The organism is Jatrophihabitans cynanchi (assembly GCF_027247405.1).
GTDB lineage: Bacteria > Actinomycetota > Actinomycetes > Mycobacteriales > Jatrophihabitantaceae > Jatrophihabitans_B > Jatrophihabitans_B cynanchi.
In genome coordinates this window covers 2,602,923-2,616,326 of the sequence record NZ_CP097463.1, presented here as the reverse complement: position 1 = coordinate 2,616,326, position 13,404 = coordinate 2,602,923, and the positions used below count along the sequence as shown (strand labels likewise).

General features: G+C 70.5%; 13 protein-coding genes. 2 read left to right on the top strand and 11 right to left on the bottom strand.

Going from position 1 to position 13,404, the window contains the following annotated elements; genetic code table 11:
• Positions 1–15 precede the first annotated feature (15 nt).
• Positions 16–627 (top strand): DUF4190 domain-containing protein, encoded by a 612-nt coding sequence (locus M6B22_RS12700; protein WP_269441921.1) that lies wholly within the window; start codon positions 16–18, stop codon positions 625–627.
• A gap of 1 nt (position 628) precedes the next feature.
• Here M6B22_RS12700 and M6B22_RS12695 read toward each other — a convergent pair whose 3' ends face one another.
• The 3 genes from M6B22_RS12695 to M6B22_RS12685 form a co-directional block, all read right to left on the bottom strand.
• Positions 629–991 (bottom strand): DUF2752 domain-containing protein, encoded by a 363-nt coding sequence (locus M6B22_RS12695; RefSeq protein WP_269441920.1) that lies wholly within the window; start codon positions 989–991, stop codon positions 629–631.
• A gap of 54 nt (positions 992–1,045) precedes the next feature.
• Entirely contained in the window at positions 1,046–1,798 is a 753-nt protein-coding gene (locus M6B22_RS12690; RefSeq protein WP_269441919.1) for an RDD family protein, read from the bottom strand.
• A gap of 113 nt (positions 1,799–1,911) precedes the next feature.
• Entirely contained in the window at positions 1,912–2,574 is a 663-nt protein-coding gene (locus tag M6B22_RS12685; RefSeq protein ID WP_269441918.1) for a serine hydrolase, read from the bottom strand.
• Here M6B22_RS12685 and M6B22_RS12680 point away from each other — a divergent pair.
• Positions 2,573–2,926: a hypothetical protein gene (locus tag M6B22_RS12680; protein WP_269441917.1), complete on the top strand. Its 354-nt coding sequence runs from the start codon at positions 2,573–2,575 to the stop codon at positions 2,924–2,926. The two genes, M6B22_RS12685 and M6B22_RS12680, sit on opposite strands and share 2 nt — an antisense overlap.
• 99 nt (positions 2,927–3,025) lie before the next feature.
• Here the strand turns inward: M6B22_RS12680 and clpB are convergent, their stop codons facing one another.
• From clpB to M6B22_RS12640, 8 genes are all read right to left on the bottom strand, one after another.
• Positions 3,026–5,599 (bottom strand): ATP-dependent chaperone ClpB, encoded by a 2,574-nt coding sequence (clpB, locus tag M6B22_RS12675; protein ID WP_269441916.1) that lies wholly within the window; start codon positions 5,597–5,599, stop codon positions 3,026–3,028.
• A gap of 147 nt (positions 5,600–5,746) precedes the next feature.
• Positions 5,747–6,139 (bottom strand): heat shock protein transcriptional repressor HspR, encoded by a 393-nt coding sequence (locus M6B22_RS12670; protein WP_269441915.1) that lies wholly within the window; start codon positions 6,137–6,139, stop codon positions 5,747–5,749.
• A complete protein-coding gene (gene dnaJ / locus M6B22_RS12665; RefSeq protein ID WP_269441914.1) occupies positions 6,132–7,307 on the bottom strand; it encodes a molecular chaperone DnaJ in 1,176 nt (391 codons plus the stop codon). The genes M6B22_RS12670 and dnaJ overlap by 8 nt, the downstream gene beginning before the upstream one ends.
• Positions 7,308–7,332: 25 nt before the next feature.
• On the bottom strand, positions 7,333–7,977 hold the full coding sequence (gene grpE / locus M6B22_RS12660; RefSeq protein WP_269441913.1) for a nucleotide exchange factor GrpE: 645 nt from the start codon (positions 7,975–7,977) through the stop codon (positions 7,333–7,335).
• Complete coding sequence (gene dnaK, locus M6B22_RS12655) at positions 7,974–9,848, bottom strand: molecular chaperone DnaK (protein WP_269441912.1); 1,875 nt, start codon at positions 9,846–9,848, stop codon at positions 7,974–7,976. Before dnaK ends, grpE begins: the two co-directional genes overlap by 4 nt.
• A 226-nt stretch (positions 9,849–10,074) precedes the next feature.
• Positions 10,075–11,643, bottom strand: a complete 1,569-nt coding sequence (locus tag M6B22_RS12650) for a hypothetical protein (RefSeq protein ID WP_269441911.1) — start codon at positions 11,641–11,643, stop codon at positions 10,075–10,077.
• A 55-nt stretch (positions 11,644–11,698) separates the two neighbouring features.
• A complete protein-coding gene (locus M6B22_RS12645; RefSeq protein ID WP_269441910.1) occupies positions 11,699–12,301 on the bottom strand; it encodes a hypothetical protein in 603 nt (200 codons plus the stop codon).
• Positions 12,302–12,400: 99 nt separating this feature from the next.
• On the bottom strand, positions 12,401–13,366 hold the full coding sequence (locus M6B22_RS12640; protein ID WP_269441909.1) for an ABC transporter substrate-binding protein: 966 nt from the start codon (positions 13,364–13,366) through the stop codon (positions 12,401–12,403).
• Positions 13,367–13,404 lie beyond the last annotated feature (38 nt).

Below are 13,404 nucleotides of genomic sequence, written 5' to 3'. Positions count from 1 at the left end.
CCCGAAGGGCTTGCCATGACCACCCCGCAGGACGGGCACGAACCGGTGTCGCTGAGCAAGAACGACGACACACCGGACTTCGACCCGTACCGGTTCGGCGCGCCCGAGCATCCGATCCCGCCGGAGTACGCCCCGCCCGGCTACCAACCGCCGCCGCATCTGCAGTACCAGCCACCGGCGCCGTTCGGGCAGCAGAGCGCGGCCCATCCGCAGCACCCCCGAGGCCCGCAGTATCCACAGCAGCCGTACGGGCCGCAGTACCCGCAGTTTCCGGCAGTCCCGCCGCCGCCCCCCTACGGGCAGTACCCGCAGCCGAGAACCGGCAACGGCAAGGCGATCGCCTCACTCGTGCTGGGTATCGCCTCGATCGTGTTCTGCTGGCTGTCCATCCTCGACGCCCTGTTCGTCGTGCTTGCCGTGATCTTCGGCCTGATCGCGCTCAACGAGGCCAAGCGCAAGCCGTCCGGCGAAGGCCGCGGCATGGCGATCAGCGGCATCGCGTGCGCCGTGGTCGGTGCCATCCTCGCGACGATCCTGACGTTCGTCATCTACAACAAGTTCCGCGACTGCCTGGACCTGAACACCGGCTCGTCCGCCTACAACCAGTGCATCAGCGATCACCTGTGAGCTATGGACGCAGCACCGTCATCGGCGGCAGGTTGCGCAGCACCGTGAACAGCACGCCGAGCAGCACGAGCATGGGCAACGTCCAGCGCGGCGTGCGCAGCGCCACGCGTCGGCGCGCCCAGGCCAGCCACAGCGTCACGATCAGCGGGATCGCCACCACCACAAGGACGTTGTCGCGCAGCGCGATACCGATCCGCAGGTGCGCCATCTCGTAGACAGCGCGAAGGCCGCCGCACAACGGGCACTGCCAGCCGGTGATCGCCTTGAACGGGCACAGCGGGATGTGGGTGTGTACCGGGTCGATCGCGATGTCGGCGGCGGCTGCGAGTAGCAGCGTGGCCCCGACCCGGTAGGCCTGCGGCACGGACGCGAGGGCACGCCGCCGCGATGGCGCAGGCCTCACGTCCGTGCGCACGGCTCAGCGGGACGAGACGACGAAGTCGTTCGCGGCCTTGTCATGCCAGCCCTGGTAGCGCCGCGAACTGTCGAAGAACGGCGACCAGTACCCGAGGGTGCAGATGGCTCCGGTGATCGCCAGCACCAAGTAGCGCACGAACGCGCGCCCTGCCCCGATCGTGCCCCCCGTGGCCGCATCGCGCACCTGGATGCTCATCATCCGCTTGCCGATCGTGGCGCCCTTCAGGCCGATCATCAAGATCTCGTACAGCAAGAAGGCGATGATGAAGATGAAGTAGACGGCGAGCAACGCGCCCAGGCCCTTGGTCGTGCAGTGCGCCACACCGGCGGCGTCGGTCGTGCAGGTGTTCTTGTCCGCCACGCTCACCGCGACGATGGCGATGATGATTCCAGCCGGGATACCGATGATCAACGCGTCGATGATCCGCGCGAGTAGCCGGCTGCCCATCGACGCCGGCACGCCCTGACCGGTCTGCGGTGTCTGGTATGCCGAGTAGGCCGGCGCGGGCGGGTACTGCCCGTACTGCGGCTGCTGTCCCGGCTGCTGGCCGTACTGCGGCTGGCCGTACTGCGGCTGGCCGTACTGCGGCGCGGCCGGTGGCGGGTACTGCAGCTGCCCCGGCTGCTGGCCGTACTGCGGCTGCTGCCCCGGCTGCTGGCCGTACTGCGGCTGCCCGTATTGCGGCGCGGCCGGTGGCGGGTACTGCGGCTGCTGCGGTTGCTGTGCGTACGGGTCCTCTGGTGGCGTGGTCATCGAACTGAAAATCCCTCCTCCTGCCGGCGCCGCGCTGGCGACCGGGTCGAGACAGTCTGACGCGGGGCATCCCCGCCGTCCAGAGGGCGGCTCGCCGGTGCTGATACCGCGGCTCACACCACCCGGCCGTGCGGGAGCAAGATCGTGGCCTCGTCGGTCACGATGCGCTCGCCGCCGGAGTAGTACAGCGAACCGGCCCCTTCGGACAAGATCGCGACCGCGTACCGGTCACCCTGCACGAAGCCGGTGCTGTTCACGATCGCGTTCGACGGGGCCTTGACATCGCGGTTGGTGTCCCAGCCGTTCTTGACCGCGGCCCCTGGCGCCGGCACCGCGATCCCGAACAGGTTCGGCTCACCGGACGACGAGCGCGGCGCGTAGTCGTGCATCGCGCTGGACAGCCACGGCCACACCGCCTTGTCGTGCCGTACCGCGGCGTAGAACGTCACGATCCCGCGCGCCGAGATCTGCGTGCTGCCCCAGATCCCCGGCATGGTCGGCGGCGCGCCGATCTCGATACCGTAGTGCCGTTCCATCCACGGCAGCAGCGCGTCCTTGCCCACGGACGGGTACAGCGCCCAGGCCGCGTCGTTGTCCGACTGCGTGATCATCGCGCGTGCCTTCGTCGCGACGACGCCGTGCATCTTCTTCTCGATCAGCAAGCGCGCCGCGATCAACGTCTTCACCACCGACGCGCTGGCGTAGTAGCCGGTGGAATTGCCCCCTGCGTAAAGGCGATTGGTGCTCGTGTCGAGTACGGCGACACCGGACGTCATGCCCCGATCGTTCGCGTACCTCACGGCCTGCGCGGCGCGGCTGGTGATCGACCCGGAACCGACCACCGGTCCGGAGGTGCGGACCGGTGGCCGCGTGGTCCTCGCCGGTCGTGACGAGGCAGGCGTCGTCGGGGTGCGCGCCGAGGCCGGGTGCGTGGCGCTGCCGGGTACGGGCGCCGTCATGCTCGCCGACGGGCCGGAGGAGACAGCAACGGCGGACGAGACGCCGGATGCGGACGGGGCGGTCGGGCTCTGCGCGGCGCCGGTAGCGCACCCGGCCAGCAGGCCGGCGGCGATCAGTCCGGACAGCGCGATCAATCCGGACGGCAGGGCGCGCACCCGCCCACCCTAGTTGGCTGCGCCCTCGTCGCTGCCCGTCGCCGTCGGCGCGGTGCCAGATCGCGACGACCACGGTCATCCACCCGAGGACGCGGCGGATGGGGCCGGAGCGTCAGCGGCCGCCGACGGTGAGCGCGGACCGGTCGTCCAGGGCGTCGACCAGCACCGTCTGGCCATCGCGGATCTGCCCGGCCAGCAGTTCGCGGGCCAGCGCGTCACCGATCGACGTCTGCACCAGCCGGCGCAGCGGACGCGCCCCGTACAGCGGGTCGAACCCGTTGATCGCCAACCACTCGCGGGCGGCGTCGCTGACCTCGAGCGTGAGCCGGCGCGCGGCCAACCGCGCAGCCAGTGCATGCACCTGGATGTCCACGATCTTGGTCAGGTCCTCGGTGCTCAGCGAATCGAAGATCACGATGTCGTCGAGGCGGTTCAGGAACTCCGGCTTGAAGTGCCCGCGCACCGCGCCCATCACCGTGTCCCGCTTCAGTTCGTCCGAGAGCACCTCGCCGACCAGCGCGGTCGAGCCGAGGTTGGACGTCATCACCAGCAGCGTGTTGCGGAAGTCGACCGTGCGGCCCTGCCCGTCGGTGAGCCGGCCGTCGTCGAGCACGGCGAGCAGCACGTCGAACACGTCCGGGTGGGCCTTCTCGACCTCGTCGAGCAGCACCACGGTGTACGGGCGCCGCCGCACCGCCTCGGTGAGCTGGCCGCCCTCCTCGTAGCCGACATAGCCGGGGGGCGCGCCGACGAGCCGGGCCACCGAGTGCTTCTCGGAGTACTCGCTCATGTCGATGCGCACCATCGCGCGCTCGTCGTCGAACAGGAAGTCGGCCAAGGCCTTGGCCAGCTCGGTCTTGCCGACGCCGGTGGGGCCGAGGAACAGGAACGAGCCGGTCGGCCGGTTCGGGTCGCTGATGCCGGCCCTCGCACGGCGCACCGCGTCGGACACCGCCGTGATGGCGGCCCGTTGCCCGATCACCCGGGCGCCGAGTTCGTCCTCCATGCGCAGCAGCTTGGCGGTCTCGCCCTCGAGCAACCGCCCGGCCGGAATGCCGGTCCACGCCTGCACGACCTCTGCCACGTCGTCGGCCGCGACCTCCTCCTTCACCAGGACGTCGGTGGCCGCCGAAGGCTCGGCGGCACTGGCCTGTTCCAGCTCGCGCTCGAGCGCGGGCAGCTCGCCGTACTGCAGCCGGGACGCGGTCTCCAGATCGCCGTCACGCTGTGCCCGCTCGATGCGGCCGTGCAGCTCGTCGATGCGCTCCTTGAGCTCACCGACCCGGTTCAGGCCGGACTTCTCCCGCTCCCAACGGGTGTTCAGCGCGTCCAGCTTCTCGGACAGGTCGGCCAGCTCGCCGCGCAGCTTGGCCAGCCGCTGCTGCGATGCCTCGTCCGTCTCCTTGGTGAGCGCGAGCTCCTCCATCCGCAACCTGTCGACGGAGCGCTGCAGCTCGTCGATCTCGACCGGGCGGGAGTCGATCTCCATCCGCAATCGCGACGCCGCCTCGTCGACGAGGTCGATCGCCTTGTCCGGCAGGAACCTGCTGGTGATGTACCGGTCGGACAGCGTCGCCGCCGCCACCAGCGCGCCGTCGTTGATGCGGACCTTGTGGTGCGCCTCGTACCGGCTCTTGAGCCCGCGCAAGATCCCGATGGTGTCCTCGACGGACGGCTCGCCCACGAACACCTGCTGGAACCGCCGCTCGAGCGCGGGGTCCTTCTCGATGTGCTCGCGGTACTCGTCCAGCGTGGTGGCACCGACCATGCGCAGCTCGCCACGCGCCAGCATCGGCTTGAGCATGTTGCCGGCGTCCATCGCGCCCTCGCCGGTCGCGCCGGCGCCCACCACGGTGTGCAGCTCGTCGATGAACGTGACGACCTGGCCGCCGGAGTCCTTGATCTCGTTCAGCACGGCCTTGAGCCGCTCCTCGAACTCGCCGCGGTACTTCGCGCCGGCGATCATCGAGCCCAGGTCGAGCGCCATCAGCCGCTTGTTGCGCAGCGACTCGGGCACGTCGCCCGCGACGATGCGCTGGGCGAGGCCCTCGACGACCGCGGTCTTGCCGACCCCGGGTTCGCCGATGAGCACGGGGTTGTTCTTGGTGCGCCGGGACAGCACCTGCACCACCCGGCGGATCTCGGCGTCGCGCCCGATCACCGGGTCGATCTTGCCCTCGCGCGCGGCTGCGGTGAGGTCGACGGCGTACTTCTCCAGCGCCTGGAAGGTGCCCTCGGGGTCGGCGCTGGTGACCCGCTGCGACCCGCGCACCGACTGCAGCGCGTCGCGCAGCGCGGCCGGGGTGACGCCGTGCTGCTTGAGCAGGTCGGCCACCTCGCCGCCGTTCGCGGCCAGGCCGATCAGCAGGTGCTCGGTGGAGACGTACTCGTCGGAGCGGTCCCGGGCCTCGCGCTCGGCCGCGCTGAGCACCCCGAGCAGCGCCCGCGATCCGGACGGCGCCCCGACCGACGAGCCGGACGCTGCGGGCAGCCGGTCGATGACCCGCTGCACCTCGGCCCGGATCGTCATCGGGTCCACGCCCACCGCCTGCAGCAGCGGCCGGGGCAGCCCGTCGGCGTCGTCGAGCAGCGCGACCGCGAGGTGCGCGGGCTCGATCGCCGGGTTGCCGCGCTCGGCCGCGCTGGTAGCCGCGGACGACACCGCCTGCTGGCTTCGCGTGGTCATGTCCATCTCAGGTTCTCCAGGTTTGTTCTGACGGCGGCGTGCTGCTGCCCTGCCCCGCCGAGTGGCGACTCAGGGCGCCCAGTGGCGACTGGATGCTCGCCACTGGGGGGTACAGGTCGCCACTCGCGAGGTGGATGGTGGTCATCTTCAGCGCCTCCGCTGCTGTTGCTTCCACACGACGAGCGCGGTGGACGGGTTGCTGCGGCGCACCAGTTCGGCGTGCGCGTGATCGAGTTCGGCGGCCAGTTCGGCGACACGGGCGCGCAGCGCGTCCACGTGCGACTCGAGTTCGATGATGCGTTTGATGCCGGCCAGGTTGACGCCGTCCTCCTGCGAGAGGCGCTGCACCTCGCGCAGCAGGGCGACGTCCCGCGCCGAGTAGCGCCGGCCGCCGCCCCCGGTGCGGCCGGGCGTGACCAGACCGAGCCGGTCGTACTGGCGCAGCGTCTGGGCGTGCATTCCGGCGAGTTGGGCGGCGACGGAGATGACGAACACCGGCGCGTCGTCCGGCACGTCCTGCGGAATCAGCGGCCTAGGCACGGGGCGCCTCCCGCGCGGCCGCTGCGAGCGCCGCGGTGATGGCCGGGCGCGGGTCGTCCGGCTGCTCGGCCGCGTACTTCTCCAGCGCTTCGCGGGCGCCGGCGGACAACTTCTGCGGGACGGCCACCTCGACGGTGACCAGCAGGTCGCCGATCTTGCCCTTGCGCGGGACGCCGCGACCGCGCACCCGCAGCGTGCGGCCGGACGGGGTGCCCGGTGCGATCTTCAGGCCTACCGACCCGTCCAGCGTGGGCACGCGCAGCGTGGTCCCGAGCGTGGCCTCGGCGAAGGTGATCGGCACGGTGAGGGTGAGGTCGTCGCCGTTGCGGCCGAACAGCGCGTGCCCGCCGACGTGCACGGTGACGAACAGGTCACCGGCGCGCCCCCCGTCACTGCCCGGACCGCCCTTGCCGGGGATGCGCAGCTTGGCGCCGTCGCGGACCCCGGCCGGCACCCGTACGGTGATGGTGCGGGTCTGGTTGGTGACCCCGGTGCCGCCGCATTCGGTGCACGGCGTGTCGATGATGGTGCCGGTGCCACGGCAGTCGCGGCACGGCTCGCTGAAGCTGAACCCGCCCTGGTTGCGGCTGATGGTGCCGATGCCGCCGCACGTCGGGCAGCGGTGTGTGCCGGTGCCCGGCTCCGCCCCGGACCCGTGGCACCGCCGGCATGCGCCCGGGCCGGACAGCTGCAGCGGCAGCGTGGTCCCGTGCACGGCCTCGTCGAAACCGAGGCTGACGGTGGCGCTCAGATCCTGCCCGCGCGTCGGGCCGGTTCGCCGGCCGCCCCGCGACGTGCCAGGTGTGGCACCGCCGAACAGGTCCGAGAACAGGTCACCGAGGTTGGCGCCGCTCGAGCCGCCGAACAGGTCGGACATGTCGAAGGTCGACCCGCCGCCACCGCCACCGAAGCCACCCGGACGGAAGCCGCCGCCGGCGAACAGGGTGCGCGCCTCGTCGTACTCGGCCCGCTTCTTCGGATCCGACAGCACGTCGTAGGCCTCGGAGACGTCCTTGAACCGCGCCTCCGCGTTGGCGTCGCCCGGGTTCTTGTCCGGATGCAGCTCGCGCGCGAGCTTGCGGTACGCCTTCTTGATCGCGCCCGCGTCGGCGTCCTTGGCGACGCCCAGCGCCGCGTAGTAGTCCTTCTCGAAGTCCCGTCCGCTCATCGCTGGGCGTCACCTCCTCCCGTCGTTACTCGTCTGCTTCGTTGTCGGCGGGCTCGTCGCCGATCTCGTCCGCCGCCGCGGACGGTGCCGCCTGCGCCGCGGAGGCCGGGTCGGACGCCGGGTCGGACACGCCGACCATCGCCGGGCGCAGCAGCCGGTCGCCGTGCCGGTACCCCTTGCGCATCACGGTCGTGCAACTCGGCTCGGTGACCTCCGGTGACTCGTTGTGCATGACCGCCTCGTGGATCGTCGGGTCGAACACGTCGCCCTCCTCCCCGAACGCGGCCAGGCCCAACTTGGACAGGACGAGCTCGAGCTGGTCCGAGATGGCCTTGAGCCCACCGGTCAGGTCGCCGTGGCTGCGCGCCCGATCGATGTCGTCCAGCACGGGCAGCAGTTCGGTGAGCACCCGGCTCACCGCCACGTCGCCCGCCGCCGACCGTTCACGCTCGGCCCGCTTGCGGTAGTTGGCGTACTCGGCCTGCACGCGCTGCAGGTCGCGGGTGCGCTCCTCGAGCAGCAACGCCTCGGCCTTGGGCACGTCGTCCTCCGCCGCACTCCCGGCCGGGGCGGTTGCCTCGGCCGGGACCTCACGCGCCTCCCCGGTCACCGGATCGATCTTGCGCTTGTCGCGGATGACGACCGGCTCCGCCGGGTGTTCAGAACTCACTTCTGCTCCTCGGCCGGACCCTCGTCCACGACCTCGGCGTCGACGACGGAGTCGTCGGCGGAACCGGCATCGGCACCAGCCCCTGCACCGGAGGCGCCTGCGGCACCGGCCGCGCCGGCCGCTTCCTGCGCCGCCGCGTACATCGCGCCACCGGCCTCGGTCGCGATCGCCGAGACCTTCTCCTGCGCAGCCTTGATCGCGTCGAAGTCGGCACCCTCGAGCGACTTCTTCAGCTCCTCGACGGCGGCCTCGAGCTCGGCCTTCTTGTCGGCCGGCAGCTTGTCACCGTTGTCGGCGAGGAACTTCTCGGTCGAGAACTGCAGCGCCTCACCGGAGTTGCGGATCTCGGCCTCGTCGCGGCGCTTGCGGTCCTCCTCGGCGTGCGCCTCGGCGTCCTTCATCATCCGGTCGATCTCGTCCTTGGACAGGCCCGAGCCGCCGGTGATGGTCATGCCCTGTTCCTTGCCGGTCGCGGTGTCCTTCGCCGAGACGTGCACGATGCCGTTCGCGTCGATGTCGAAGGTGACCTCGATCTGCGGGATGCCGCGCGGTGCCGGCGGCAGGCCGGTGAGCTCGAACATGCCGAGCTTCTTGTTGTACGCCGCGATGTCCCGCTCGCCCTGGTACACCTGGATCTGCACGCTGGACTGGTTGTCGTCCGCGGTCGTGAAGATCTCGCTGCGCTTGGTCGGGATCGTGGTGTTGCGCTCGATCAGCTTGGTCATGATGCCGCCCTTGGTCTCGATACCGAGGGACAGCGGGGTGACGTCGAGCAGCAGGACGTCCTTGACCTCGCCCTTGAGCACGCCGGCCTGCAGTGCGGCGCCGACGGCGACGACCTCGTCCGGGTTCACGCCCTTGTTGGGCTCCTTGCCGCCGGTCAGTTCCTTGACCAGTTCGGCCACCGCCGGCATGCGGGTCGAGCCACCGACGAGCACGACGTGATCGATCTTGCCCACGTCGATCTTGGCGTCCTTGATGACGTTCTGGAACGGCGCGCGGGTGCGGTCGAGCAGGTCCGCGGTGATCTTCTGGAACTCGGCGCGGGAGAGCGACTCGTCCAGGAACAGCGGGTTCTTCTCGGCGTCCTGGGTGATGTACGGCAAGTTGATGGACGTCTGCTGGCTGGAGGACAGCTCGATCTTGGCCTTCTCGGCCGCCTCGCGCAGCCGCTGCATCGCCATCTTGTCCTTGGTCAGGTCGATGCCGTGCGCGGCCTTGAACTTGTCGCTCAGCCAGTCGATGATCCGCTGGTCCCAGTCGTCGCCGCCGAGGTGGTTGTCGCCGTTGGTGGCCTTGACCTCGATGACGCCCTCGCCGATCTCGAGCAGGCTCACGTCGAACGTGCCGCCACCGAGGTCGAACACCAGGATCGTCTGCTCGGTGTGGCCCTTGTCCAGGCCGTACGCGAGCGCGGCCGCGGTCGGCTCGTTGACGATGCGCAGCACGTTCAGGCCGGCGATCTCACCGGCCTCCTTGGTGGCCTGGCGCTGGGCGTCGTTGAAGTACGCCGGGACGGTGATGACGGCGTCGGCGATGGTCTCGCCCAGGTAGGACTCGGCGTCGCGCTTGAGCTTCTGCAGCACGCGCGCGCTGATCTCCTGCGCGGTGTAGCCCTTGCCGTCGATGTCGACCTTCCACGCCGGGTCGCCCATGTAGCGCTTGACCGAGCGGATCGTCCGGTCGACGTTGGTGACGGCCTGGCGCTTGGCGACCTCGCCGACGAGCACCTCGCCGTTCTTGGCGAAGGCGACCACGCTCGGCGTGGTGCGCGCGCCTTCCGCGTTCGCGATGACCTCCGGCTCGCCGCCGGACAGGGCCGCGACGACGGAGTTGGTGGTACCGAGGTCGATGCCGACCGCACGTGCCATGGGATTGCTCCTTGAGGTTGGTCTGTTCAGTACTGGGCTTTGCGGCCCATGCCGCATCCTGCTCTCTGGCGTAGGCCTATGTCAAAAGAACTGAGTCGAGCACGCTCAAGTTCCCGGGACCCGTTGTGACGCCGGTCACGTCCGATCGCATGACTCCCGCGGGTTCGGACCGCAGCTGCCTAAAACGCGCGATTTGTCCACATGTTCGCGCGGGCCGGCCATGCGTTCAGCGGAGCAGGCCGCCGCTCAGGCTGCCGCGCAGCACGTAGGTGCCGGGCTCCGGGGTGGTGATGGTGGTCCAGCCGGAGCCGTCGTCGCTGACCCGGGCCACCGCCTTGGTGTCGCGCTCCTCGGCGTGCAGGAACTTCGAGGCGCGAATCCGGACGTTCACCGTGCAGGCGCACGGCACCGCCAGGGTCAGCTTCGACTGGCTGACGTCGATCAACGTGGCCGGCTTGGGCACGATCGGCGTCGCATTGGCGACCCGGTACAGCCGCCAGTCGTCCGTCTGCCAGATCAGCTTGAGGTAGTCCGGCGTCGCGGCCTGCACCAGGCGGTACTCGGGATAGTCGTTCACCGCGATCGCGGGCAGGGCGACGTAGCCGACGGCGTTGTTGTCCAGCCAGGCCTTGTACGTGACCGCATCCAGGTCGTGCTGCGCGAGCGAGGAGTTGAGGGCGATGTCCTCCTGCGTCTCCCAGCCGCGGGCCAGCACCGCGTGGTCGAGCAGCGCGTCGTACGCGGCGTGCGCGCCGTGGTTGACGACCTCGACGCGGTAGTTGGCCAGACCGGAGATGGTGTCCAGTTGCGCCGCGAGCGGCTTGTAGTACGCCACGGTCGAGATCGGCTTCCCGGCGTTGCGAAGGTCGATCACCGTCCCGTTCGCGCCGGCGACGAGCAACGGCAGGACGATGAGAGTCAGCAGCCACACCCGGAACTTGCTCAGCGCGACCACCGCCGCCGGCAAGCAGTACCAGACGATGCGGCTGAAGTTCGATCCCAGCCCGTTCGGGATCGCGGCGATCACGAACGTGGCGATGACCGAGAGCCAGATGGTGCTGCGCATCCAGATCGGCGGGCGGGTCAGCAGCATCAGCAGCAGCCCGCTGACCACCTCGACCTTGAGTGCGTTCGAGAACGGCTCCGGGCCGGGGGCGCCGAAGGCAAACCCCACCACGGCCAGCCCGACACCGATCACCGCGATCGTGATCAAGCTGATCCGGCGGTACTCGCGGTTGGACAGGAACACGCCGGACAGGCCCATCGCGAGGAACGCCCCGGTGACCGGCGAGGCGAGGATGCTGAGCAGCGCGAGGATCGAGGTGAGCACGATCTGCTTGTGGCGCAAGGTGATCAGGGCACCGAGCGCGAGCGCGGCGCCGAACAGGAACGGCACGCGCCCGCTCCACAGGTTCACGCCGCTCGCGAAGGCGGCGACCCAGGTGCCGGCGACCGGGTGCTCGGTGCCACGCATCGCGACGGCGCACAGCACCGGGATCGCGACGGCCGACAGCGCGCCGAGCAGTTCGGCGGTGATCAGCGCGGAGAGGTACGGGGTGAGGATCGAGTAGTTGCCGGGCGTGGACCCGCCGCCGAACCACGAGAACCAGTAGGTGAGGCCGACGCCGTGGTCGACTGCGGACGCCCTCGCCCGCGCGGCCCACAGATCGTTGACGTCCGGACGGACCAGCAAGAAGGCGACCGCGTTCAGCGCGGACACCAACGCCGGGGCGTACGCGCGCGGAATTCCCTCCAGCCGAGCGCTCCAGGGAGCCCGCTCGGCGATGCTGGTCACCCCGCGAATTCTCCCACAGCAGCGCCAGCCCGATCGGGTCGTCGCGGGCGAGCGCTCAGCCGTCCGCGGTGCCGGTCGTGCCCGGCTCGGCCCGAATCCGGGCGCGCTCGGCCGCCAGCTCCTCCAGCACTTCCCGCCGGATCGCCTCGGCGCGCTGCTCGGCACGATCGGCCCGCTGCTCGGCCGCGGCGAGCCGAGCTGCCTGCTCGCGCGACGCGGCCAGCGACCGTGAACGCTCGGCTTCGATCAGCTCGACGGCCTCGGCCAGGGTGTGCTCAGCCTGCTCGGCGCGCCGGCACGCACCGTCGAGCTCGGCTGCCGTCCGCTGCCGCTCGCTCTCTGCCGCGACGCGGTCGCGCTCGGCGGCCTCCCGGCCTGCCTCGGCCGTGGCTCGTTCGGCCCGTCGGTCGGCGGTGGCCCGCGCCAGTTCGTGCTCGAGCCGGCGGTTGCGCGCTTGGGACGCTGCCAGCTCGGCGGTGAGTCGGACCTGCTCGGCCTCGACCTGCGCGAGCCGGGCGGGCAGCCCCGCGGCGTCCTGGCGCGCCTGCGCAGGCGATGCACCCGGCTGCTCGGCTGCCGGACCTGCGAGCCGCCGGACCTGCCAGGGCCGCACCGGATCGAGCTGCCGCGACCCGCCGGCGTCCTCGGTATCGCTCACCCGGGGGACGCTAGCCCGGAACCGCCGCGGCGGCACGGCGAAGATCGGCGGGTCCTCCCGCGCCACCAGATCCGGCGCAGGAGGACCCGTCGACTGCTGTCAGCTCAGCCCGGCGCTGGACAGCCAGTCCTTCGCGACCGAGTCCGGGTCCGCCCCGTCAGCCACCTTCGCGACCAGTCCGGCGAGCGTCGCGGTGTCCAGCTTCGCCGACACCGCGTTGCAGGCGTCCGCCATCGGCTGGCTCAGCTTGGCCTGCGCGAACAGCGGCACGATGTTCTGCGCCGCGAACATGCTCTTCGGGTCGGTCAGCGACACGAAGTTGTTCTTCGCGATCGACGGGTCGGTGGAGAAGATGTCGCCCGCGTCGATGCTGCCGTTCTTCAGCGCGGTGACCGTGATCGTGCCGCCGGCCTGCAGCGCGGTGAACCGGCCGAACTCCACGCCGTACACGCTCTTGAGCGCGGGGATGCCGTCGGCCCGCGTCTTGAACTGCGCCGGCGCCCCGAAGGTGAGCTTCCCGGCGACGCTCTTGAGATCGGCGATCGAGGTCAGGTGGTACTTGTCCGCCGTCTGCTTGGTGACGGTGATCGTGTCACTGTCCTGCGCGGCCGCGAACTGCAGCGCCACCAGGCCCTGGCCGGACGCGGCCTGCTTGAGCGCCGCGTACACCTCGTCCGGCGTCTTCGCCGTCGCGGACTTGTCCAGGTAGACCAGGATCGACCCGGTGTACTCCGGGATGAACCCGATGGAGCCGTCGTTCAGGGCGGCCATGTACGCCGATCGCTCGCCGATGTTCAGCTTCTTGGTCACCTGCACGCCCTTGGCGCTCATCGCGCCGGCGTAGATGTCCGCGAGCAGCGTGCTCTCCGGGAAGTCGGCCGAGCCGACCGTGATCGAACCGGGCGCCGTGGGCAGGCCCGTCGCGCTACCGGCAGCGGTGCCGGGGGCGGACTGGGTGTTGGGCGGCGGCGAGTTCGTCTGTTTCGAACTGCCGCTACTGCCGCACGCGGCGAGGGTCAAGGTCAGGCCCAGCAATGCTGCCAGCAGCAGATAGATGCGCTTCATGCTTCTCCTTGGCTCAGGTGGATTCAGGCTCAGGTGGA